This window comes from Neisseria sp. Dent CA1/247 (assembly GCF_022870825.1).
Lineage (GTDB): Bacteria > Pseudomonadota > Gammaproteobacteria > Burkholderiales > Neisseriaceae > Neisseria > Neisseria zoodegmatis.
On the sequence record NZ_CP091522.1, the window covers coordinates 1,622,820 to 1,643,759 of the forward strand.

23 protein-coding genes are annotated in these 20,940 nt (G+C 50.0%); 6 read left to right on the forward strand and 17 right to left on the reverse strand.

Annotated features, from left to right (window positions below):
• Positions 1–166: 166 nt before the first annotated feature.
• Positions 167–769, forward strand: a complete 603-nt coding sequence (locus tag LVJ85_RS08000) for a thermonuclease family protein (RefSeq protein WP_244738615.1) — start codon at positions 167–169, stop codon at positions 767–769.
• Positions 770–862: 93 nt separating this feature from the next.
• On the opposite strand, the gene trxA is transcribed toward LVJ85_RS08000, so the two are convergent.
• The 6 genes from trxA to LVJ85_RS08030 form a co-directional block, all read right to left on the reverse strand.
• Positions 863–1,192: a thioredoxin TrxA gene (trxA, locus tag LVJ85_RS08005; RefSeq protein WP_244738617.1), complete on the reverse strand. Its 330-nt coding sequence runs from the start codon at positions 1,190–1,192 to the stop codon at positions 863–865.
• Between the two features lie 83 nt (positions 1,193–1,275).
• The gene (locus LVJ85_RS08010; protein WP_244738619.1) at positions 1,276–2,817 is read right to left on the reverse strand and encodes an ABC transporter ATP-binding protein; all 1,542 of its coding nucleotides are present in this window, start codon (positions 2,815–2,817) and stop codon (positions 1,276–1,278) included.
• 11 nt (positions 2,818–2,828) lie between these two features.
• Positions 2,829–3,467 carry a hypothetical protein gene (locus LVJ85_RS08015; RefSeq protein ID WP_244738622.1) on the reverse strand — a complete coding sequence of 213 codons (639 nt, stop codon included), beginning with the start codon at positions 3,465–3,467 and terminating at the stop codon, positions 2,829–2,831.
• Positions 3,468–3,478: 11 nt separating this feature from the next.
• Complete coding sequence (locus LVJ85_RS08020) at positions 3,479–4,288, reverse strand: PD-(D/E)XK nuclease family protein (RefSeq protein WP_244738623.1); 810 nt, start codon at positions 4,286–4,288, stop codon at positions 3,479–3,481.
• Between the two features lie 81 nt (positions 4,289–4,369).
• Entirely contained in the window at positions 4,370–5,392 is a 1,023-nt protein-coding gene (locus LVJ85_RS08025) for an ABC transporter permease (protein WP_244738626.1), read from the reverse strand.
• 105 nt (positions 5,393–5,497) lie between these two features.
• Positions 5,498–5,878 (reverse strand): helix-turn-helix domain-containing protein, encoded by a 381-nt coding sequence (locus LVJ85_RS08030; RefSeq protein ID WP_244738627.1) that lies wholly within the window; start codon positions 5,876–5,878, stop codon positions 5,498–5,500.
• 129 nt (positions 5,879–6,007) lie between these two features.
• On the opposite strand from LVJ85_RS08030, the gene LVJ85_RS08035 reads away from it, so the two are divergent.
• Positions 6,008–6,454, forward strand: a complete 447-nt coding sequence (locus tag LVJ85_RS08035; protein ID WP_244738628.1) for a hypothetical protein — start codon at positions 6,008–6,010, stop codon at positions 6,452–6,454.
• On the forward strand, positions 6,451–6,855 hold the full coding sequence (locus LVJ85_RS08040) for a hypothetical protein (RefSeq protein WP_244738629.1): 405 nt from the start codon (positions 6,451–6,453) through the stop codon (positions 6,853–6,855). The genes LVJ85_RS08035 and LVJ85_RS08040 overlap by 4 nt, the downstream gene beginning before the upstream one ends.
• A gap of 43 nt (positions 6,856–6,898) precedes the next feature.
• On the opposite strand, the gene LVJ85_RS08045 is transcribed toward LVJ85_RS08040, so the two are convergent.
• Positions 6,899–7,075: a hypothetical protein gene (locus LVJ85_RS08045; protein ID WP_244738630.1), complete on the reverse strand. Its 177-nt coding sequence runs from the start codon at positions 7,073–7,075 to the stop codon at positions 6,899–6,901.
• Positions 7,076–7,126: 51 nt separating this feature from the next.
• Positions 7,127–8,176, reverse strand: a complete 1,050-nt coding sequence (locus LVJ85_RS08050) for an ABC transporter permease subunit (protein WP_244738632.1) — start codon at positions 8,174–8,176, stop codon at positions 7,127–7,129.
• A 207-nt stretch (positions 8,177–8,383) separates the two neighbouring features.
• On the opposite strand from LVJ85_RS08050, the gene LVJ85_RS08055 reads away from it, so the two are divergent.
• Complete coding sequence (locus LVJ85_RS08055) at positions 8,384–9,577, forward strand: amino acid aminotransferase (protein WP_244738634.1); 1,194 nt, start codon at positions 8,384–8,386, stop codon at positions 9,575–9,577.
• 71 nt (positions 9,578–9,648) lie between these two features.
• On the opposite strand, the gene LVJ85_RS08060 is transcribed toward LVJ85_RS08055, so the two are convergent.
• From LVJ85_RS08060 to LVJ85_RS08075, 4 genes are all read right to left on the reverse strand, one after another.
• Positions 9,649–9,927: a hypothetical protein gene (locus tag LVJ85_RS08060; protein ID WP_143773790.1), complete on the reverse strand. Its 279-nt coding sequence runs from the start codon at positions 9,925–9,927 to the stop codon at positions 9,649–9,651.
• Complete coding sequence (locus tag LVJ85_RS08065; RefSeq protein WP_244738637.1) at positions 9,911–10,330, reverse strand: phage holin family protein; 420 nt, start codon at positions 10,328–10,330, stop codon at positions 9,911–9,913. Before LVJ85_RS08065 ends, LVJ85_RS08060 begins: the two co-directional genes overlap by 17 nt.
• Positions 10,331–10,500: 170 nt before the next feature.
• On the reverse strand, positions 10,501–10,812 hold the full coding sequence (locus tag LVJ85_RS08070; protein ID WP_085362990.1) for a YqjD family protein: 312 nt from the start codon (positions 10,810–10,812) through the stop codon (positions 10,501–10,503).
• Positions 10,813–11,130: 318 nt separating this feature from the next.
• Positions 11,131–12,654 (reverse strand): acetyl-CoA hydrolase/transferase family protein, encoded by a 1,524-nt coding sequence (locus LVJ85_RS08075; protein WP_085362991.1) that lies wholly within the window; start codon positions 12,652–12,654, stop codon positions 11,131–11,133.
• A 430-nt stretch (positions 12,655–13,084) separates the two neighbouring features.
• Between LVJ85_RS08075 and LVJ85_RS08080 the strand changes: the two genes are divergently transcribed.
• Complete coding sequence (locus LVJ85_RS08080) at positions 13,085–13,561, forward strand: NemA protein (protein WP_085362992.1); 477 nt, start codon at positions 13,085–13,087, stop codon at positions 13,559–13,561.
• Between the two features lie 220 nt (positions 13,562–13,781).
• On the opposite strand, the gene LVJ85_RS08085 is transcribed toward LVJ85_RS08080, so the two are convergent.
• The 5 genes from LVJ85_RS08085 to LVJ85_RS08105 form a co-directional block, all read right to left on the reverse strand.
• Positions 13,782–14,573: a hemin ABC transporter substrate-binding protein gene (locus LVJ85_RS08085; protein ID WP_244738640.1), complete on the reverse strand. Its 792-nt coding sequence runs from the start codon at positions 14,571–14,573 to the stop codon at positions 13,782–13,784.
• A gap of 224 nt (positions 14,574–14,797) precedes the next feature.
• The gene (locus tag LVJ85_RS08090) at positions 14,798–15,835 is read right to left on the reverse strand and encodes a ChuX/HutX family heme-like substrate-binding protein (protein WP_244738642.1); all 1,038 of its coding nucleotides are present in this window, start codon (positions 15,833–15,835) and stop codon (positions 14,798–14,800) included.
• Between the two features lie 81 nt (positions 15,836–15,916).
• A complete protein-coding gene (locus LVJ85_RS08095; RefSeq protein WP_244738644.1) occupies positions 15,917–16,573 on the reverse strand; it encodes a class I SAM-dependent methyltransferase in 657 nt (218 codons plus the stop codon).
• 96 nt (positions 16,574–16,669) lie between these two features.
• The gene (locus LVJ85_RS08100) at positions 16,670–18,877 is read right to left on the reverse strand and encodes a TonB-dependent hemoglobin/transferrin/lactoferrin family receptor (protein ID WP_244738646.1); all 2,208 of its coding nucleotides are present in this window, start codon (positions 18,875–18,877) and stop codon (positions 16,670–16,672) included.
• A gap of 379 nt (positions 18,878–19,256) precedes the next feature.
• Positions 19,257–19,532, reverse strand: a complete 276-nt coding sequence (locus LVJ85_RS08105) for a hypothetical protein (RefSeq protein ID WP_244738648.1) — start codon at positions 19,530–19,532, stop codon at positions 19,257–19,259.
• A gap of 241 nt (positions 19,533–19,773) precedes the next feature.
• On the opposite strand from LVJ85_RS08105, the gene LVJ85_RS08110 reads away from it, so the two are divergent.
• Entirely contained in the window at positions 19,774–20,778 is a 1,005-nt protein-coding gene (locus LVJ85_RS08110) for a PhoH family protein (RefSeq protein WP_244738651.1), read from the forward strand.
• Positions 20,779–20,940: the final 162 nt, after the last annotated feature.

Consider the following 20,940-nt stretch of genomic DNA (forward strand, 5'->3'; position numbering starts at 1 on the left):
AAATAGCATGAGGCCGTCTGAAGATATTTTTCAGACGGCCTTCCGCTTTTATCAGCCTTCAATACGATTCATCATTCAGCACAAGTTCAAACATTTTCGCAGTTGCCAGCTTGCCGCTTCAAACGCTATGCTTGCAGCCTTCCTGCTTTAACCCAATCGGTTTTTTATGAAAACACCCCAAGCCGCACTCTTTGCACTATTCCTTGTTTTCGCCGGAAATACCTACGCCGACGACTTGTTTTCGTGGCTTCAATCCCATCGCAACACCACCGCTAAAACCGAAAAAAGCCGGCCTAAAGTGCAGGCTGGCCAACGCTATTCGGGGCAAGTAACAGCGGTTTCAGACGGCGACACGCTGCGGCTCACCGACTCACACGGTCACAAACACAAAATCCGCCTAGCCTATATCGACGCCCCCGAATTGCAGCAAGCACACGGCCATGCCGCCCGCAAAGCGCTGGAGGCCGCCGTTTTGGGGCAAACGGTCGAAGTGCGCGTTTTCGATACCGACCGCTATCATCGCGAAGTTGCGCAAGTCTGGTCGAATCAACACGATATCAACCTCCTGCAAATCCTCCACGGCCACGCATGGCATTATGTGTCGATTGCCAAACGCAAGCAAAACAAAACCGATTATGCCGCCTATGCTTACGCCGAAGCCTACGCCCGCAACGGCAAGCTGGGCTTGTGGCAAAACCGCTCAGCCCAAGCACCGTGGGCATTCCGTCAAGCACAACGCGAACAGCAAAACGGCTTTTCTTGGTGGTAACCTTACTCGCTGCTAAAGCATATCAACAAAAGGCCGTCTGAAATTTCAGACGGCCTTTAAATCCATATCGAAACAAACTATTCAAAAGTCCGATTAGATTGAAGCGTTTACAAACGCAACCAATTGACCTTTGGCCAATGCACCTACTTTGGTAGCCACGTTTTGACCGTCTTTGAAAATCATCAAAGTCGGAATGCCGCGCACGCCGAATTGGGCGGGGCTTTGCTCGTTTTCGTCGATATTGATTTTAACCACTTTCAGACGGCCTTCAAATTCGGCGGCCACTTCGTCCAAAATCGGGGCGATCATTTTGCAAGGGCCGCACCACGGTGCCCAAAAATCCAACAATACAGGTACGTCTGATTTCAAAACGTCTTGCTCGAAAGTCGCGTCGGTGGCGTGTACGATTAAGTTGCTGCTCATGTTCTTTTCCTTATCAAATGATGGTGAATGAAAGCCATTCGATTAGCTCATGGTTGTTAGCATAGGGGCTGGCAGACAAAATTTCAAGGGCTGCTGTGGGCTAATAGTTTTTGAGTATAGTCCGCATCGGGTTTGGCAAACACTTTTTCCAATTCGCCCTGCTCGATTACGCGCCCGTCTTTCAGCACCATTACGCGGTGCGACAAGGCGCGGATCACGGCCAAATCGTGGCTGATGATGATCAAACTCAAGCCGTGTTTTCTTTGCAAATCAGCCAGTAATGCCAAAATCTGCTGCTGCCACTGCACATCGAGCGCGCTGGTGGGTTCGTCGAGCACCAGCACTTGCGGCTTCACGATAATGGCGCGGGCAATCGCCAACCGCTGCCGCTGGCCGCCTGAAAAAGCGTGCGGATAGCGGTCGAGAATATCCTCTGGCAGGCCGACTTGTTGCAGCACTTCCACCACACGAGAGCGCATGGTTTCGCGGCTCATCGCCGACTCGTGCACGCGCAGGGCTTCGGAGACAATATCGAACACATTCATACGCGGGTTAAACGCGCCGAACGGGTCTTGAAACACCATCTGCACGGCTTTTCTCAATTCCGACCGCCACGGTGCGCCGTTGATTTTCAGACGGCCTTCTGACTCCATCAAACGCATTACCGCCTTGGCCAGCGTGGTTTTGCCGCTGCCGCTTTCGCCGATAATGCCCAGCGTTTCGCCTGCTTTCAAGTCGAACGACAACGGATGCAGCAACACTTTGCTGCGCTTTTTAAACCACCCTGCCCGCTCGCCCACCGCCACGCTGATGTTTTCCGCCTCCAGCACGGTTGCGGCATGTTCGGCCAAAGGCTGCACTTGCCGCACCGCGCCGGCGTTCAGCAGCATTTTGGTGTATTCGTGCTGCGGACGGGCAAACACCTGCGCCGCCTCGCCCTGCTCGACAATCCGCCCGTGCCGCATCACGGCGATATCGTCGGCGAAACGGCGTACCAAATTCAAATCGTGGCTGATGTACACCAAAGTCATGTTGTGGCCGGCCTGCAAGCGCGAAAGCAAATCGAGAATCTGCGCCTGTACGGCCACATCCAGCGCGGTAGTCGGCTCGTCGGCAATCAGCAATTTAGGCTCCGCCGCCACCGCCATCGCAATCATCGCCCGCTGCCGCTGACCGCCCGAAAGCTGGAACGGAAAGGCAAACACTTTCTCTTCGGGATTCTGAATACCCGTTTCCGCCAGCAATTCCACCGCCCGCGCCCACGCCTGCTTGGGCGGCAAACCCAGATGCAGCGCCAACACTTCGGCAATCTGCTTGCCCACGCGCATCACGGGGTTCAAAGCCGTCATCGGCTCCTGAAACACCATGCCGATTTCCCTGCCGCGCAATTTTTGCAGCGCGCGCGACGATTTATCGAGCAGGTTTTCGCCGTTGAATTTCAGACGGCCTTCAAACGACACCGCCGGATTCAACTGCATAATCCCCTGCGCCAACACGGTTTTACCGCTGCCGCTCTCGCCTACAATCGCCAACTTTCGGCCTTGTTTGACGTTGAGGTTGATGTCGTGCAGCACCTGTTTGCCGGGGAAAGAGGCGTTTAGGTTTTGGATTTCGAGAATGTTCATTTGCTTAAATATTATTCTTCTTGTTGATATTCTTTTTTTAAATACCCCTCCATTAAATCTCTAGCAATTGCTTTAAAAATTAGCATATGCTCTATAACCGCATCAAAAGCTTCGTCTAACGGCAAAAGTGCATCAGTATAATTAGGATATTCTTCTAACAATCTCTCTAAATCTAATTTAACAGGTAAAAATATTACTCTTTCCTCACTACCCGCCCCAACATATTGAAAGTTAGCTTGAGATAATTCTGGATACTTCTCAAATTGTTTCTGCATAAAACTTTTAGATTCTTTAGCGGTTAGCGTAAAAAAATTTCTGTTAAAACCAAATCTAATACCAGATTCAATAATCTCCCCATCTTCATACCGTCCTAAATCAGTAAATACACTTAACCACTTAAATTCATGTGTACTAATTTTATGACGTGTTTTAACATCCCAAGTAAACCAAATCGCTTCACTCTCTTTCTTACCTTCCAAATTCATTGGCCACATAGTGTCTTGTTTAACTTCTTTATACCACTCCTGAAATTTTGTATCTATTTTGTGATAAAACTCATCATCAATTTTGCCTAAAAGTTCATAAGACTTCTCCAGCATATCCAAATTTTTCAAAACCAGTTTAGCCAGCTCTTGTTCAGTATTGTTCATTTTAAAATCCTTTATAGTGATGCAAAGTGATTAGCCAATTGGTTAAAAATAACCTGCTGATATGGAGAATAGTGTGAATACGAAGCAATTGTTTGCCTTAGACATTTAGCAATCTCCTGCCAAGAAAGCAAAATAACTTTATCGTGCAGTAATGTATCATGTGGAAGTTGTTTATTTTTCGTGAGAAATAGCAAATGTTTTTGTGATGCCGTTTCTTTATTCAAGCGTTCCCAGTAACGCCGTAATTGGCTGTTGTGCTGACTTATTGCCTCATTAGCGTCTACTTTCGCTTCCAAAAACAAACAGGTGCTTCGGCTTTTTATCACGATATCTATGCGTTCGGAGATGTTGCCGTATTGACAAATCTCAAACTGAGTTGCATAAGGTTCATATCTTAAATAATCAATTACCGAACCCAAGCGGTTTTCTTTATCAATAAATTTCAATAGATTCAATAAAAAACACTTCCCCAAGCCGTGATCGCCTTTTTCGTCCATCAACCAACCTAAAACTTCACAATTTTTCAGCTCCGATCTGCCTATTCTCACAAACTGCCAAAGGTTCATCTGCATTCCTGCCCGAAATAAGGCATCATCTCTCTCCCGATAAGCATCCAAAAATTTTTTTAATTCAGAAGCATCCAAATTTATAGAATAATCAATCTTAGCTTTTGCTTTCTGCTCAGGTTGTTTTTCATATAAACATCTAAACTCATCATAAAACTTAACAAACTGCTGCTGAAAATCCGATTGATTCATCACTCTTTCCCTTAACATTCTAAAATTACAGAAAAAATCCTTAAACTTATCTACTTCCATCATTACTTTCCATATGCCAAGAGAAATACAAAATCAATGCTTTTTTAAATTTAAATATTGATAGGGAAATGGCCTTTATCTGTTTTATGTCCGCGCCCTCACATCAAACGCATACCGCAGCCCTTCGCCTATCATCACCAGCAGCAACAGCATCACCGTCAGCGCGCCGACGGCCGACAGGCCTATCCACCATGCGTCGAGATTGTCTTTGCCTTGCGCCAGCAGTTCGCCCAAGCTGGCTTGCGAAGCGGGTACGCCCAAACCGAGGAAGTCGAGGCTGGTTAAGGCCAGCACCGCGCCGGAAATGCGGAACGGTAAAAACGCCAGCACCGGCGTTAAGCTGTTGGGCAAAATGTGCCGCCACATAATCGTGCGGTTGCCTACGCCCATGCTTTTCGCCGCCAACACATAATCGGCCTGACGGTTTTTGAGAAACTCGGCGCGCACATAGTCCGACAAGCCCATCCAGCCGAACAGCGACAGAATCACCAGCAGCACCAGCAGGCCGGGATTGAAAAACGACGATAAGATAATCAGCAAATAAAGCTCGGGCAGCCCGCCCCAGATTTCCAAAAACCGCTGCATCACCAAATCGACCTTGCCGCCGAAATAGCCTTGCACCGCGCCTGCCAGCACGCCGATAAGGGTGGTTACGGCGGTTAAGGCCAGTGCAAACAGCAGCGAATCGCGAAAGCCGTACACCAACCGCGCCAACACGTCGCGCCCGCGGTCGTCGGTGCCGAGCCAATGGGTTTCAGACGGCCTCGCAGGGTCTGGCTGCGTGTCGAAATCGTTGAGGGTATTGGCGGCGTAAGGATTGGGCAGATACACGGCGTAGTTGCTGTTGGAAGTGATATTTTGCCGCACCAAAGGGTCGAGGTAATCGGCGGGCGTGTCGAAATCGCCGCCGAACTCGGTTTCATGATAGGTGTTGACGAGCGGGAAGTAATATTGGCCGTTGTAGTGTATCCATAACGGCTTGTCGTTGCTCCAAAGCGGCGCTGCCAAAGCAATGACGAACAATACGGCCAACAGCCTCAAAGCCAGCCAGCCGCGTTTGTGTTGTTTGAATGCCTGCCATGCTTGGGAAGAAAAATTTTTCTGCATCTTTAATTATTAAAATAGAACACTTGAAGGCCGTCTGAAAATAAGTTGGGCTAACATTTTCAGACGGCCTAAAGCAATCTAACTTTCAGTAACTCATATGTAACATCATGTTTTTTGAAACGCAGATAATGCAAGTTTCAATGCCTCAATCTCACGTTCTTTTTGAATAAGCAGTTGTTCCTTATGGTCAAGCATCAACTGCATTCTTTCTATTTCTGCAGAGTTATCCACACCATAATAATTACTACTATATTGACTGTTTTCACTTACCAAACAAATCAAACTTTTATCATCAATACTCAATAAATCAACCAAATCAATTCCCAACACTGTGGCAATTTTTTCTAGTGTGGGAATATTCAAACGCGTTTTACCACGTTCAATTTTTGCATAACCATTTGTAGACATATTGAGCTGCATAGCCATCTCTTCTTGTGTGAGTTGATTCAGCTCTCTTACTTTTTTAATTTTTTCATTAATCTGCATAATATCCAGCCTAGATACTTTTTGGGCGGGTTATAAGGAATAACTGTTGGTGGTTTAAAACTGTTGACTATTCTAACATACAAACGCTATTTACAAGCACATTACTCAATATCTTAAAAAGGAAAACTCATGACTAATTTGATTACTCCTCAATTGGTTACACCGCAGCAATTAGCCAATATCTTTCAAAGTGCCTACATAAAAGTCCATGAAACAACAGAAAAATCAATTTCTATTTTGATAGCAAACGATCTTCTCGACATTTTCATTAATACAGATGAAAATAGACTGGAAATTCTTTTTATCAAAAGAGTTGCTGAACAAGAAAAACTGATTGAACATGAGCACTTAATTTGTAAAACTCTTAGTCAATTGAATGCAGAAAAAATATTTAAATGTAGTTTTCGACACAATAATAAAAATATAGCATTTTTTGTAGTTGATTATATTTATTTTTATACATTCGGTCTTAATGCAGCTCAATTAGTTAATGACTGTAACATTTTACAAAGGGTGGGAACTGAATGCACGGAAAAAATGGCAAATATTCTCCATGAAAACGGGGTATTTGCATGAATACTTCAGATATCAATAATATTTTAGCTACTTCATCACCTGAACAATGGTTGAAAAATGAAGCCGAAGGCATATTTTTTTACAGATCAGACAACGACTTAACAATTATGCGAAATCCTGTTACAGAATGGCAAGAATTTAATGAATATTGGGTTCCAAAACTTATTAGTCCCCATACGAAATTAATTAGATATACCGTTAAGTATCAGGACAGTATAGTTACTCAAAAAAATATGGTCTTATTAAATGGCATGGTAAATGTACCTCTTCCATTCACTCATGAAGATTTAAGAGTTAGAGCTGCCGATGTAAATTTTGCAAAAATTGTAACAATTACTCCTCACGGGTCATTGGTTGAAGATTGGCTGTGCAATAAGTGCCATTTTTCTATTGAGCCTTAGTAGTTAGTAGTAACGGGCCTTCGATATTTTCAGGAGGCCTGTTTTATTTATACGCTAGTTTTTTCAATTCTGTTTGATGGGCGGAAACCACACGTTTGGCACTGTGCATAACCAGCCTCTTGGTCGCCTCGTCGTCTTGCAATACCATGCCGACCACTTTGGCGCCGTCATGTTTATGCTTTTGGCTGTCTGCAGGAATATCGTTTAAACGTTTAATCATGGTTTGTCTCCCGATTAAAATGATTCAGGCCGTCTGAAATCTTTTCCCGACCTATTTCTGCCCGCCGAAATGAATGCGTGGATCCACCCACGAATAAGAAATGTCCGACAGCAGCTTCGCCAGCAAACCCATCAGCGTAAACACATACAGCGTGCCCATCACCACCGGATAATCGCGTTTCATCACCGCTTCATAAGAAAGCAAACCCAAGCCGTCGAGCGAAAACAGCGTTTCAATCAGCAGGCTGCCGGTAAAAAATGCACCGATAAAGGCGGCGGGAAAGCCGGTAATCAGCGGAATCATGGCGTTGCGAAACACGTGCTTCATCAAAATCTGCTTTTCCGGTAAACCTTTGGCGCGCGCGGTATAGACATATTGGCGGCGGATTTCTTCGAGAAACACATTTTTGGTCAGCACCGTCATCACCGCCAAATTGCCCGCCACAGAGGCGGTAATCGGCAAAGCCATGTGCCACAGATAATCGGTTATTTTCGCGCCCCAACCGAGTGTTTCCCAATCATCGCTCACCAAACCGCCCTGCGGAAACCATGCGAAAAAGCTGCCGCCGCCGAACAACACCAGCAATACCAAACCCAACACAAACGGCGGAATGGTGTAGCCGACCAAAATCACGATGCCCGATACCGCATCAAACCGCGAACCGTCGCGCACCGCTTTGGCAATGCCCAGCGGGATACAAATCAGATAAGTCAGAAAAAACGTCCACAAGCCCAAGCTCATCGACACCGGCATTTTTTCTTTCACCAATTCCAGCACCGTTTGATGATGGAAAAAACTCTCGCCTAAATCAAAACGGGCAAACCGCGATACCATGTCGAAAAAGCGCGTAAGCGGCGGCTTGTCGAAACCGTATAAAGCATTCAGCGCGGCCATATCGTCGGCACTCAAACCGCCACCGCGCTTCAATGCTCCCGCTGACTGAGCCGCCGTTTCGCCGCCTACTCCGCTTTGCGTGAGCTGCTGCACCATCTGCTCCACCGGCCCGCCGGGCACGAACTGGATCACGGCAAACGTTACCGCCAAGATGCCCAGCAGCGTGGGCACCAGCAAAAGCAGACGCTGAAAAATATACCGCCACATAGAGTGATCATCCGAAATCGAAAGATGCGGGCATCTTATCATATTGAGGCCGTCTGAAAACGCTTCGGCTTTTCAGACGGCCTCAATTGTAAGCAATGCGCCTTTGTGCCAAAATCCGATTGAACAACAGCTTGCAGAGCAAAAACACACGCCTCAGCGTTTTGCCTGCAGCAGGCCAATCCGTTTTCTCTACATAGGAAATCCAAAATGTTTCAGCACGTTGCATTCTACCCCGGCGACCCGATTCTCAGTTTGGTCGAAACCTTCAACAACGACCCGCGCGCCCATAAGGTCAACCTCAGTATCGGCATTTATTTCGACGAAAACGGCAAACTGCCCGTGCTTGATTCCGTGCGCCAAGCCGAAGTAAAACGCGCCGCCACCGCCCTGCCGCGCCCCTATCTGCCGATGGAAGGTTTGGACGCATTCCGCCGCGCCGTGCAAAACCTGCTCTTCGGCGCAACCAACCCCGCTTTGCAGGAAAACCGTATCGCCACCATCCAAACGCTCGGCGGTTCGGGCGCGTTGAAAGTAGGCGCGGATTTTCTGCACCGCTGGTTTCCGAACGCCAAAGTGTATGTGAGCAACCCGACTTGGGATAACCACAAGAGCATTTTTGAAGGTGCGGGCTTTGAAGTCGGCACTTATCCGTATTACGACCCGGCCACCGGCGGTGTGCAATTTGAAGAAATGCTGGCGTTTTTACTGCATCTGCCCGAACACAGCATTTTGATTCTGCATCCGTGCTGCCACAACCCCACCGGCGTGGATTTAACCGCCGCGCAATGGGATGCTGTGCTGGAAATCGTGCAAACGCGCAAGCTGATTCCGTTTATGGATATGGCTTATCAGGGCTTCGGCGATGATTTGGACAGCGATGCCTACGCTATCCGCAAAGCCGTGCAGATGGGCTTGCCGCTGTTTGTGAGCAATTCGTTTTCAAAAAATATGTCGCTCTACGGCGAACGCGTAGGCGGCTTGTCGGTGGTGTGCCCGAATGAGGAAGAAGCCGCGTTGGTGTTCGGCCAACTGAAATTTACCGTGCGCCGCATTTATTCCAGCCCGCCCGCGCACGGCGGCTATGTGGCTGCCGACGTGATGAACACGCCGGAGCTGTCGGCACAATGGCAAAGCGAAGTGTATGCCATGCGCGACCGCATCCGCGCCATGCGCCAAAAGCTGTACGATGTGCTGACGCGCAAAGTGCCGGGTAAAAACTTCGATTATTTCATCACCCAGCGCGGCATGTTCAGCTACACCGGTTTAACACCCGAACAAGTGCAGCGCCTGCAAGACGAGTTTGCCGTTTACCTCGTCGGCTCCGGCCGCATGTGTGTGGCGGGGCTAAACGAATCGAACATTGATTATGTGGCCGATGCTTTTGCGGAAGTATTGAAATAAAGCTGCACCCATCAAGATAAGAGGCCGTCTGAAAATTTCAGACGGCCTCTTATTTATCCGGCTTCAGTGCATCAGCGTTTTTTAGAAGTCAAACGCGAAAATTTCCATGCGGCCAATGCCATGCCGGTAATGATGCGGTATTTCCAGCTCAAGGGCAAAAAGAAGGTTTTGAACAGCATATTGCCGGAAGGAACGGCATCTGCCAAGCTGACGACGGTGCTCAAGCTGTTTTCAAAAAAGTTGTCCTGCTCTTTGGCTTTGCGGGTTTTCAAATGCTCGGCTGTGATTTTCAAACGGGCCAGCTCCGCCTGCATTTGTAAAAGTTTGCGTTGTTCAGATCGTGTTGGCATCTTTTTCTCCTGCTGTGTGTGCGGTTTGTTTTACGGCGCCGCTCAAATAAGCGATGTCTTCCTGCATGTCGCGCAAGGTGGCGGCTATCTGTGAGTTTTTGTGCTTCCAAGACGATACCGCCCACGCCGCCATGATAATTATGCTCAACAGGCACACGCCGGAAATACCGAAAAACACCCAAATCTTCGCTTCATCGCTCAACACATGGTTCAAGCCCAGCAGCAAGCTGACGATGCTTAAGGCAAACAAAGCACCAATCAGCACGATAACGGCAAAAATTCTCATCACACAACCGGCTTGATCGCTCAAATCCAAATGCAGCATACGCAAACGCAGCAGCAGCAAATCAACGCCTTGGTTCAATAATATTTGGAAATGGTTGAAATTTCTTTTTATATTCATACTGATGTCCTTTTAAAGGCCGTCTGAACCACACATAAACCAAATACAGGTGTCGTTGTGTGAATGATATGGTGTGTCATATTTTATTTGTTTTGTTTCATTGCATCCGTCAATACAGCGGGGCAATGAAAGGCCGTCTGAATTTTTTCAGACGGCCTCTAACCGGTAGATTAACGGCGGTTTAACAAAACGCCTACCACCAAACCGGCCAATGCCGCAAAACCCATAGCGTAGTAAGGTTTGTCTTGAATCAGCTCGTCAGCTTGCTTGGCAGTGTTTTTCACTTTTCTCGCAGCCTGATCTTCGAAATCATAGAATTTAGCCTTAGCAGCGCTCAATTTGTCTTGCAGTTTCACTTTCAAAGCTTTGGCTTCTTCGGTGCCGGCTTCAACACCGGTGTTGTACAACTCTTCAACATCGCTCAATACGGAACGGATTTCTTTCATCAATTCGTCTTTTTGCTGTTCGAAATCTTGTTTCATGGTTTACTGCCTCCTGATAATGGTTAAAAAATTTTCTTACTGCCTGTTTGGATATGGCATTGAAATCCGATTATTCAATACAGATTTAAGTTAGCGATTGAATAAAAACAGTCAGATACCGTTAATTTTATTTAAGTGATTATGGATTTTACGCCGCTTTCACCGAGAGGCCGTCTGAAAGCGAACTATGTGAGCTTCGCTAAAACGAGCTACGCGAGCTTCGCTAAAACCATATGCCAAACATCAATCTCCAGTCAACTAAAAAAGTCAAAAGCCTTTTTGCAGCTTGGTGCAAAAAGGCTTCTTACCGAATCGGTATTATTTGACGCGCATGTCGCCGGTTTCAACAAAACGCTGATGCCAAGACAAGGCTTCGCTCAGCATGTGCGGCGTGTGCAGACCGCCTGCTTTTTCGGCGCGGTCGAAGTAGTCGCGCAGCATGTCGCGGTAATCAGGATGCGCACAGTTCTCGATAATCAACTTGGCACGTTGGCGGGGTGCTTTGCCGCGCAAGTCGGCCATACCCTGCTCGGTCACGATAAACATCACGTCGTGCTCGGTGTGGTCGTGGTGGGAAACCATCGGCACGATGCAGGAAATGGCGCCGTCTTTGGCTACCGACGGGCTGACGAAGAACGAGAAGAAGGCATTGCGGGTAAAGTCGCCCGAACCGCCGATACCGTTCATCATTTTCGTACCCATCACATGAGTGGAGTTTACGTTACCGTAAATATCGGCTTCGATCATGGCATTCATGCCGATTACGCCCAAACGGCGGATCAACTCGGGGTTGTTGGTGATTTCCATCGGGCGCAATACGATTTTGTCGCGCAGGAACTCGATATTGTCGTTAAAGCGTTGCAGGGCATCGGGGCTGAACGACAGTGCGGTTGCAGACGCAGATTTCATTTTGCCGGCAATGATCAAATCCAACATACCGTCTTGCAACACTTCGGTGTAGCCGGTCAGGTTGTCAAACGGCGCATCCATCAAACCGGCCAATACCGCGTTGGCTACGTTACCCACGCCGGATTGCAGCGGCAGCAGGTTGGCAGGCAGGCGGCCTGCTTTTACTTCGTGCGAGAAGAAGTCAATGATTTGCGCGGCGATGCGTTTGGAGTTTTCATCGGGGTCGGCAAACTTGCTGTTGCGGTCGAATGCGTCGGTCAGCACGATGGCAACGATTTTGTCCAAATCGCATTCCAGATAATGCGTGCCGATGCGGTCGTCGGGTTTTACCAGCGGAATCGGTTGGCGGTTGGGCGGTGTGCCTACGTCGAAATACACGTCGTGCATGGTTTCGAGCAAGGGGTTTTGTTTGGCGTTCACTTCGATGATAACGTGTTTGGCCGCTTTCAACACTTCGTTACAGTGGCCGATACCCATAGCCGGAATGATTTTGCCGTCGGCGGTAATGCCGGTGGCTTCAATGATGGCCAGCTGCATTTCGCCGTAGAAGCCGTTGCGGATTTGCTGCTCGACGTGAGAAAGGTGCATATCTTGATAGAAGATATTGCCTGCGTTGATGCTGTTGCGGATGCCGGGGTCGGATTGGAACGGGTTGCGGAAGCTGACGCAGTTTGCGGCAGCCAATACGCCGTCGCACTCCGGCGCGGTAGAAGCACCGGTAATCATACCGATGGCAAATTCCTCGCCACGCGCATGAGCGGCTTTGGCACGCTCGGCAATGGCGGTGGGCAGGGCTTTGGGATAACCGGCACCGGTAAAGCCGCTGATGCCTACGGTCATGCCGTTTTGAACAAACTCGGCCGCTTGGTCAGCCGACATAATCTTGGCGCGCAGGCCTTCGTGCTGTACGCGTTCTGCGGGATTAGTACTCATTGTGCATCTCCTCTTGGAATACGGGAAGCCGCAGGTTGGTGCGCAGGCTTCCGTCGGTTTGATATTTCGGACAAACGGCCGCCATGCAGTATGGCGCACCGGTTCAATGGGCAATATATAGTAAAGGTTTTATTGTGTAAAGACAGGCAATTGCAACAAACAGACAGCATTTTATAAAAATGTTGAAATCAAATGGAAAAGCCGGTTTTGCGCTGTTTTCGCACGCATGGTGCATCTGATATGAAGCCTTTTCGCGACAATATTTATCGCGGTTTCATATCGGCTGCCGGTTTGGTTTGAGGCCGTCTGAAATACCGACACAAGCCTTTTCAGACGGCCTCTTTCTTTACCATCTCTAACAATATGCAAGTGCAAATACCGATATACTGATAATATCTGTTTGTTTTAGCGCTTTATTTAAGGACGAATCATGAAAAACATTTTACTTGCCGGAGTGCTTGTGTCTGCCCTGTCCGCCTGTACGGTGGGCACGCCCGGAATGTCGGTCGGCTTGGGCGTCGGCACCAATATCGGCCGCCATGTCGGCTTAGGCACGTCCATCAATATTCCCGTGGGCATCGACCGTAACCGCAACCCGTCCGGCGTGAATGTGGTTGAAGAGCAAATCGTCACTTATTTCGACAGCCGCGGCAACGCCGGCAACCAGCCGGTTCAAGGCGGTTTTTACCGACAGCTGATCAGCAAACGCAGCAACGAATATATCGTGCAGGATTTTTATTACGACAACAGCAGAAAACGCACCGACCCTTACACATTGCCGCGCAACCGCCTGCTTGATTTCCACGCCCATCCTGAAAACGGCACGCTGACCACTTATGCCTACAACGGCAATCTGATGCAGCAAAAAGTTTATCAAAACGGCAGACTGGTTAACGCCAAATACTAATCGGCAGATGCTTTTAACGAAGGTTCCGAAGGGCTTAAATCTTCGCAACGCAAACCGGCTTGATACAACAATATTCCTGCAATCTTTCCACCCGAAACCAAACCGTAGGGCGGGCAGAGATGCCCGCCCTACTTGGTGTAGCACCATTCAAATTTCCAAACTGCCTTTTCAGACGGCCTCTTCTCTAAGGTTAATCAAGGCCGTCTGAAAACCGGCCGCCTTATTTCGCCAACCCGTTCAACTTCTTCACAACCTGCGGCGTATCCAAGCCGTAGCGGAACATATCGTTGGCTTTCCATAGGTAAATCTTGCCGTTTTTGGCGGCGTTGCTGCCGGCGACTTCAGGACGGGCGGCGAATTGTTTGGTGCCGCCGATCAGTTTTTCGTGGTGGTCGGCGATGATGATCACATCAGGTTTGGCGGCGATCCATGCTTCGCGGTTGAGCGGTTTCATGCCGTCGAGGTTGGCTGCCGCGTTGATGCCGCCTGCGCGTTTGATGATTTCGTCGGCAGCGGTGTTTTTACCGGCGACGATGCGGCCGTCGTAGCTGAAGAGATAGCGTTTGCCGTTTTGCGGCTGCTGTTTCATCTCGGCCTGCCATTTGCCTGCCAATACGTCTGCTTGGGCGGTTTTGTTAATCAGTTTGCCCACGGCGCGGATGCTTTGCGGGTAGGCGGCAATGCTGTCGTCGGGGGCGACGTTCACGGCATTGACACCGGCTTTTTTCAAGTTGGCGAAAATGGTGGCCGGCTGCACCATCCACGAACCGATGGCCACGTCGGGTTTGGCGGCGATAATCGGCTCGACGGTTAATTGGCGGTGGATACCGATGCTGGGCTTGCTTTTCAATATGGGGTTTTGAACAGTTTGGTCGCGGGCAACGATTTCGTTGGTGGCGCCCAGTGCGACAACGATATCGGCCACGTCGGGCGACATCACGACGATGCGTTGGGCGTAAGCGGTTTGCAGGGCGGCGCACAATACGGCGGCGGTGAAGATGGTTTTTTTCATGTGTTTTTCCTTTTTGGATATGGGAGTTTCAGACGGCCTTCGGTGTATGGTGGAGGCCGTCTGAGAGGTTTGGTTAAGACTTCATGCTGTTGTAGGGCGGGCATCCCTGCCCGCCATGTACCCGAAAAACTTAAGCCCAAATGCGGCGGGCAAGGATGCCCGCCCTACGATACGGCGTGTTGATTCAGACGGCCTCGATGCCTGTCTGAAAACCTTACCAAGCATCAACCTGCCAGCAGCTTATCGGTAATCTCGCGCCATGCTTCGAGTTCCGGCTCGCCTTCCTGCCTTCTGCCGAAAATCTGAATCACGGTTTTGCGGCGGTTGTCGAAGCCTTCCACACAGGTAACAAAGCCGTCGCGTATCGGGCGGCGCACGACCCAAGTTTCTACGATTTCGTCGTCTTTCAGGTGCATGCTGAAGCCTTCTTCTTTGCCGTCGAGCACGTTGAGGTAGCCGCGGGTGCGCACGACGTTGTGCACTTTGCCTGTCTGAATCTGCACGAGGCCGCGGTTGCCGGCGAAAATCATGATTTCGATGCCGCGGTCGCGGGCGGCTTCGAGCACTTGCTGCCATGCGTCGTGGTTCAGCAGCTTGGTTGCGCCTTCGGGGGCGTGGCGGTAGGCGGTTTGGCGGTCGAGATTGAATGTTTCCAACAGGCCGCCGAAGTGGTGCACGTCTTTCAATTCGTTCCAACGCTCTTGAAACGCGGCTTCTTTTTCAGACGGCAATGCGGGCGTGGCGGTTACGGGCGGCAATTCGCCGGTTTGGAATGCAGGCTTGCCTTCGGTGCGGAACGCGTCGAGCAAAGCCTGCCACTCGGCTTCTTTACCCTCTTCGCGCATAAAGACTTTCTGCACGGATACGCCGAATTCGTCGTAAAACTGAATCGAACGGGACACTTTTTCGCCGTCGCGGTTGGTAACGGCCAGCACATGATGCCAGTGCGCCGGGAAAATCCGCAGGTCGATGCCGCCTACGTTCACGGCGATGCCCGAAGTCGGCGCCATACTCACGTTTTCATACACGCCCTGCTTTTCGTGCACGCACACGCTGTTGCGCACAATGCACTGCACCAAACCCAGCGTGTGCAGTTTCAACACGATGTCGCGTACATGGTTTTTGCCGCCGAGGTAAACCGTTTCCGGCGCGTCGGCCATCAGCGCACCTTCGCTCACGCCCAAATCGGCGGCGGCTTCGCGCGGGAAATACATGCCCTTCTTTTGGGCTTTGTCGGCTTGGTATTGCTCCCAAAGATTCATTCGATTCTGCTCCTTCTTTTTTGTCTGTGCTTTTTCAGACGGCCTCTTGAACATCAAAACGCCTGTTTGAAAAACATGACATTATGCCGTTTTTTCAAACAACATTTCCATATAAATGCGGTCGGTCAGATTGCCGCTTTTATCCACGGCCTTATCCTGTCTGGCCGTCTGAAAGCACAGGCGCAAAGGCAGGCCGCGGGTCAGCGCCACAACATCATGCGGTTCGTAAAGCGTAAACCCGTAAGCGCAAAACGGCAGCGTCTGCATAAAGTTTTTCCCGCAAAAACTCAGGCACAAACGCCCGCCGGTTTTGAGCACGCGGCAGGTTTCTTCCATTAACGCCGCCGGATGCTCCCAAAAATAAAGCGTATTGACGCTGATGATTTTGTCGAACGCATGGTCGGCAAACGGCAATTCCGCGCCATTATACAGATGGTAATCGGCAAGCCCCGCGTTGATAAAGGCTTGGTTAAATGCCACGGCTTCTTCGTGCATCAAAGGCGAAGTTTCCACGCCCGTATAGTGCAGCCGCGCCGCCAGCGACAACACATACCCCAGCAAACCGCCGTTGCCGTAGCCCAATTCGAGAACGCGGTCGCCGTCGTTCAAACCCAGCGTGGAAAACGCGTTCACAATCAGCGAAAGATTGCGCAAATTCATGGCTTGGCCGAACGCCCTGCCCATCTCGCCATGCGGACAACGGAGCTGGGCGGCGGTTTGTTCGAGAGTGGGTTCCATGCTTATTCCTTAACACAGAGGCCGTCTGAAAACAGAGCGGCCATATTTTTCAGACGGCCTGTCTGAAACCCCTATCGAGGCCGTCTGAAATTGCGCTTAAAACTTCAACTGCAACGAAGCGGCGACATTGCGGCCGGGCTGGGTGTAGGTATCTATCGTGCCGAGGTTTTCCACGCCCGCCACATCGGCGTGCTGCCAGTATTTCTTGTTGGCGATGTTGTAAACATTCAGGCCAAGCTCCAGATTTTTAAGCGGTTTGTACCAAACGCCCGCATCCCACACGCCGTAGCCGGGTGCTTTGAAAAAGGCGGGGTTGCTGGTGCGTTTCTGCGCCGTTGCCCAGCGCAATTTGGTGCCTGCGCCCCATTTTTCTTGCGCGTAGTCCACCCCCAGCACGCCGTTGAGCGGGTAGGCGGTGTCCAGCGGTTTGCCTTCGCCGTCTTTGCCGCGCATCCAAGCGATGCTGGTGCCGACCTGCCAGTTGTCATTAAGTTTCACGGAAGCGGCGGCTTCGATGCCGTAGGTTTTTACTTTGTCCAGATTGTCGTATCTGTGCACCTGAATCGGGCGGCCGCCTGCGCCCGGCTCAACCCCGATCTGCGTGCGGTTGATGAAATCGCGGTAACGGTTGTAGAAGGTGGTAACCTGCGCTTTGGTGCGTTCGTCTTTATATTTCAAACCCAGCTCGAAGCTGTCGGAATGTTCCGATTTCAAGTTGTTGTTCGGAATCACTTTATAACCGTGCTGACTGTTGCTGAACGACATTGTGGCGGTGTCGAACGGCGGCGTGCGGAAGCCGCGCGAATAAGTGGCAAAGCCGGTAAACGCCTCGCCGAACGGCACGCTCAAACGCAGGCTGGGCGTGAACGAGCTGTCGCTGAAGTCTTTCGGCAGGCTGTCGGGCTTGCTGTTCAGATAGGCTTGGTCGATTTGCGGTTTGAGCTTTTCATGCTCGAAACGCAAGGCCGGCGTCAGCACGATGCCGTTGGGAAACGCCAAGCTGTCTTGCGCATAAAGGCTGAGTGTGCGGCGGCGCGAGTCGGGGAAGGTTTTGTTCGGATACAGCGCACCGGCGTACATGTGGCTGATGCTGCCGTCGCGCCCCACCGTGGTGCTTTCGCGCGTGCGCTCGGTGTCGGTTTGTTTGAATTCCGCGCCTGCCACAATAGTGTGTTTCAGACGGCCCGTATCGGCTTCAAACACGCCGCGGGTATTGATGCCTTGGGTGGTTTGGTTGAAACCGTAATCGGAATAACGGATGCCTCCGCCCACCACGCGCCCGCCGATGCTCGTGCTGTCATCGGTAACCGAATCGTCTTCCGATTTCAACTTCTGCCGGTAAACGTGGACATTGGCTTCTTTCAAGGCCGAATCACCGCGGTAGCGGTAGCCCAGCTCGATACGCTGGCGGCGGGCGCGGTCGTCGGAAGTGTTGGAATGTGTTGTGGTTACACTCGGGCCGCGCGGCGCACCGGCACCCAACGTATTGAGCAAATCAGTCTCTTTTTTGCGGTAAAAATGCTCGAACAAAGCTTCTACGCGGTGGTTTTCATTGCCCGCATCGCCTTTGGCCAGAATGTTGTAACTGAGGAAATCCTGCGGGTTCGGCTTAGTGCGGCGGCCGTTGCGTGTATCGACGCTGCCGCGGTTTTTACTTTCATGGCCTTGACGGTGCGTGAGCATCAGCAAACCTTGCGCATTTTCCGTATAGCCCGCCGCCGTTGCCGTTACGCCGTGGCTGCGGTCGCGACTGCGGTAGCCGTGTTTCAGGCCGAAATGGAACGGTTTTTCGGCATCGACAAAATCAGCGGGCGAATAAGTGGAAAAATTGACCACGCCGCCCAAAGCATCGCTGCCGTACAGCGCGGAATACGGGCCTTTCACAATATCTACCTGCTTCAAAGTATCGGCTTCCACCAAATCGCGGCCCGAAACCGCCGCATTGCTGCCGCCGCCCGCATAGGCTTCGGGAACGCGGATACCGTCCACCATCATCAAAATGCGGTTGCCGCCGATACCGCGGATATTTACCCCCGCATTACCGCGGCGGCTGTTGTCGGTCGGCACGTCCACGCCCGGCTCGTACAGCACCACATCATCCAAATTGGCCGCCGCCGCACTATCCAGCTCTTTACGCGAAACCACCGCCACATTCGGCGCGGCCTTATCCAAAGCCTGCGCGTGGCGGTCTGCGGTTACGGTAACGGTTTCCAGATTTGCCTTATGAATATACGGCGTATCGGCATAAACGGCCGGCGCGGCAAAAGCCAAAGCAACGGCATATACGGTGGGATTCAGTTTCATCTCTTTTCCTGATTAAATGGGTTTGCAAAGCATCAAAACGCACCCGAAGCGCCCCGTTTATCCGAATCAAACGAGGCCGGCACACAGGCCGGTTCGGCACGCATCATGCATGATTAATTATCAATACGAATAATTCAACAAATAAAAATATATTTGAGAATGATTTAGATTAGTATAAATAGTTTTGAGAAAATAGGAAACCGCCATATCGGTAAAAATGCCGTCTGAAAAAACGGTAAGTCTGAAACTTTTTTCTTTTGAGAAATAGTTTTGCCGGATAGATATTGAAATCAATCCGGCAAAATTTTTATGGTGAAAATAAATATTCGTTTATGACATTCTAAATAATTAGAACGATTGAAATAACAACCACATATCTTTATTCCAAGAAAGATATTGCCGTTAAAATCTCTATGCTTTCATTGTTTTTTAAGCCATTGAGCAACTTATGAAATTGCCGCATTTGCCTGTCGCCATAAATTTTGTCTTTGCTTCTAATATCTTCATCCGCAACAAAATGGCATAAATTATAATAAATAGGAAGCCATGCTGTGGGAGCATTTTCCCACAATAGCAAAAGCTCTTCTCCCGATAATTCGCCATTGAGATATTTGGAGAGTGAGTTTATTAAATCAATATCTTTTTTGTCGCACATCGAAGCAATCCCCACCAACTAACATTTCACCTTATTAAATGAACCAAATTTGAAAACTGCTGTATAAAAAATCACAAAACAGAAATTTTCAGGCCATCTGAATCCAAGCCATTAAAGAGTGCTTATATTTACAGTTTGAGGCCGTCTGAAAATTATTGCATGACAAGCATTGAATTTTTGCGTTGCTATCCTTATAACAAAGCCATTACAACATTTTGGAAATCAGAAGTTACTAAATCATATGACCCATACCGTGCATTTACAGTTCGACGACATCGACAACACCGTGCTGCAACGCCTGTGCGGCGCGCTCGACAGCCATCTCGACACCTTAGGCAAAGCCCTCGACATCCAAATCAGCCGCCGTTTCGCCAACTTTACCTTCTTAGGCAACCTCGCCCATGCAGGCCGCTGTGCTCTGCTTGCTTTGGCCGATATAGCCGAAAGCCGCGATCTGGAAGACAGCGACATCCAGCTTGCCGCCGTCGAAGCCAAAACCGCCGATGCGCAGCACGAAGAAAAACACCACGACCAGCAATACTATCTGCGTACCAAACGCGGCAGCATCGGCGGGCGTACACCGCGCCAAAACGGCTACATCCGCGCGCTGCTCAACCACGATGTCGTTTTCGGCTTGGGACCTGCCGGTACGGGTAAAACCTATCTGGCCGTAGCCGCCGCCGTTGACGCGATGGAAAGACACCAAATCGAACGCATCGTTTTGGTACGTCCCGCCGTAGAAGCCGGCGAAAAACTCGGCTTTCTGCCCGGCGACCTCGCCCAAAAAGTCGATCCCTATCTGCGCCCGCTTTACGACGCTCTATACGACTTGATGGGTTTCGACCGAGTAACCAAGCTCTTGGAAAAAGGCTTAATCGAAATCGCCCCGCTGGCTTACATGCGCGGCCGCACGCTCAACGGTGCGTATGTGATTCTTGACGAAGCGCAAAACACCACGCCCGAGCAGATGAAGATGTTCCTCACCCGCATCGGCTTCGGTGCCAAAGCCGTGATTACCGGCGACCTGAGCCAAATCGACCTGCCGCGCAACATTAAATCAGGCTTGAAAGACGCCAAGGAAAAACTCAGCGGCATCGAAGGCCTGTATTTCCACACCTTCACCAGCGAAGACGTAGTGCGCCATCCTTTGGTGCAGAAAATCGTCGAAGCCTATGACGCGGCCGATGCAGCGGAAGAGAAAGCAAAAAAACAGATAAACTTGCCGCAAGGCCGACACTTGGCTTGATTGGCAACGATTCAATACAACCTCGATTACAAACATCCGATACCTTAAAACCCATACAAAAGCCGTCTGAAACTAATTTTTCAGACGGCCTCCATCCCTCAAAAAACCTTAAAGTATCAACATTATAAGAACCTTTCCCGGCAAAAGCTGTCTTCACATGCA

What these genes read in the sequence shown, in the direction of transcription:
- LVJ85_RS08000 (WP_244738615.1), top strand. Translation starts at nt 167, where the DNA reads ATGAAAACACCCCAAGCCGCACTCTTTGCACTATTCCTTGTTTTCGCC.
- trxA (WP_244738617.1), bottom strand. Translation starts at nt 1,192, where the DNA reads ATGAGCAGCAACTTAATCGTACACGCCACCGACGCGACTTTCGAGCAA.
- LVJ85_RS08010 (WP_244738619.1), bottom strand. Translation starts at nt 2,817, where the DNA reads ATGAACATTCTCGAAATCCAAAACCTAAACGCCTCTTTCCCCGGCAAA.
- LVJ85_RS08015 (WP_244738622.1), bottom strand. Translation starts at nt 3,467, where the DNA reads ATGAACAATACTGAACAAGAGCTGGCTAAACTGGTTTTGAAAAATTTG.
- LVJ85_RS08020 (WP_244738623.1), bottom strand. Translation starts at nt 4,288, where the DNA reads ATGATGGAAGTAGATAAGTTTAAGGATTTTTTCTGTAATTTTAGAATG.
- LVJ85_RS08025 (WP_244738626.1), bottom strand. Translation starts at nt 5,392, where the DNA reads ATGCAGAAAAATTTTTCTTCCCAAGCATGGCAGGCATTCAAACAACAC.
- LVJ85_RS08030 (WP_244738627.1), bottom strand. Translation starts at nt 5,878, where the DNA reads ATGCAGATTAATGAAAAAATTAAAAAAGTAAGAGAGCTGAATCAACTC.
- LVJ85_RS08035 (WP_244738628.1), top strand. Translation starts at nt 6,008, where the DNA reads ATGACTAATTTGATTACTCCTCAATTGGTTACACCGCAGCAATTAGCC.
- LVJ85_RS08040 (WP_244738629.1), top strand. Translation starts at nt 6,451, where the DNA reads ATGAATACTTCAGATATCAATAATATTTTAGCTACTTCATCACCTGAA.
- LVJ85_RS08045 (WP_244738630.1), bottom strand. Translation starts at nt 7,075, where the DNA reads ATGATTAAACGTTTAAACGATATTCCTGCAGACAGCCAAAAGCATAAA.
- LVJ85_RS08050 (WP_244738632.1), bottom strand. Translation starts at nt 8,176, where the DNA reads ATGTGGCGGTATATTTTTCAGCGTCTGCTTTTGCTGGTGCCCACGCTG.
- LVJ85_RS08055 (WP_244738634.1), top strand. Translation starts at nt 8,384, where the DNA reads ATGTTTCAGCACGTTGCATTCTACCCCGGCGACCCGATTCTCAGTTTG.
- LVJ85_RS08060 (WP_143773790.1), bottom strand. Translation starts at nt 9,927, where the DNA reads ATGCCAACACGATCTGAACAACGCAAACTTTTACAAATGCAGGCGGAG.
- LVJ85_RS08065 (WP_244738637.1), bottom strand. Translation starts at nt 10,330, where the DNA reads ATGAATATAAAAAGAAATTTCAACCATTTCCAAATATTATTGAACCAA.
- LVJ85_RS08070 (WP_085362990.1), bottom strand. Translation starts at nt 10,812, where the DNA reads ATGAAACAAGATTTCGAACAGCAAAAAGACGAATTGATGAAAGAAATC.
- LVJ85_RS08075 (WP_085362991.1), bottom strand. Translation starts at nt 12,654, where the DNA reads ATGAGTACTAATCCCGCAGAACGCGTACAGCACGAAGGCCTGCGCGCC.
- LVJ85_RS08080 (WP_085362992.1), top strand. Translation starts at nt 13,085, where the DNA reads ATGAAAAACATTTTACTTGCCGGAGTGCTTGTGTCTGCCCTGTCCGCC.
- LVJ85_RS08085 (WP_244738640.1), bottom strand. Translation starts at nt 14,573, where the DNA reads ATGAAAAAAACCATCTTCACCGCCGCCGTATTGTGCGCCGCCCTGCAA.
- LVJ85_RS08090 (WP_244738642.1), bottom strand. Translation starts at nt 15,835, where the DNA reads ATGAATCTTTGGGAGCAATACCAAGCCGACAAAGCCCAAAAGAAGGGC.
- LVJ85_RS08095 (WP_244738644.1), bottom strand. Translation starts at nt 16,573, where the DNA reads ATGGAACCCACTCTCGAACAAACCGCCGCCCAGCTCCGTTGTCCGCAT.
- LVJ85_RS08100 (WP_244738646.1), bottom strand. Translation starts at nt 18,877, where the DNA reads ATGAAACTGAATCCCACCGTATATGCCGTTGCTTTGGCTTTTGCCGCG.
- LVJ85_RS08105 (WP_244738648.1), bottom strand. Translation starts at nt 19,532, where the DNA reads ATGTGCGACAAAAAAGATATTGATTTAATAAACTCACTCTCCAAATAT.
- LVJ85_RS08110 (WP_244738651.1), top strand. Translation starts at nt 19,774, where the DNA reads ATGACCCATACCGTGCATTTACAGTTCGACGACATCGACAACACCGTG.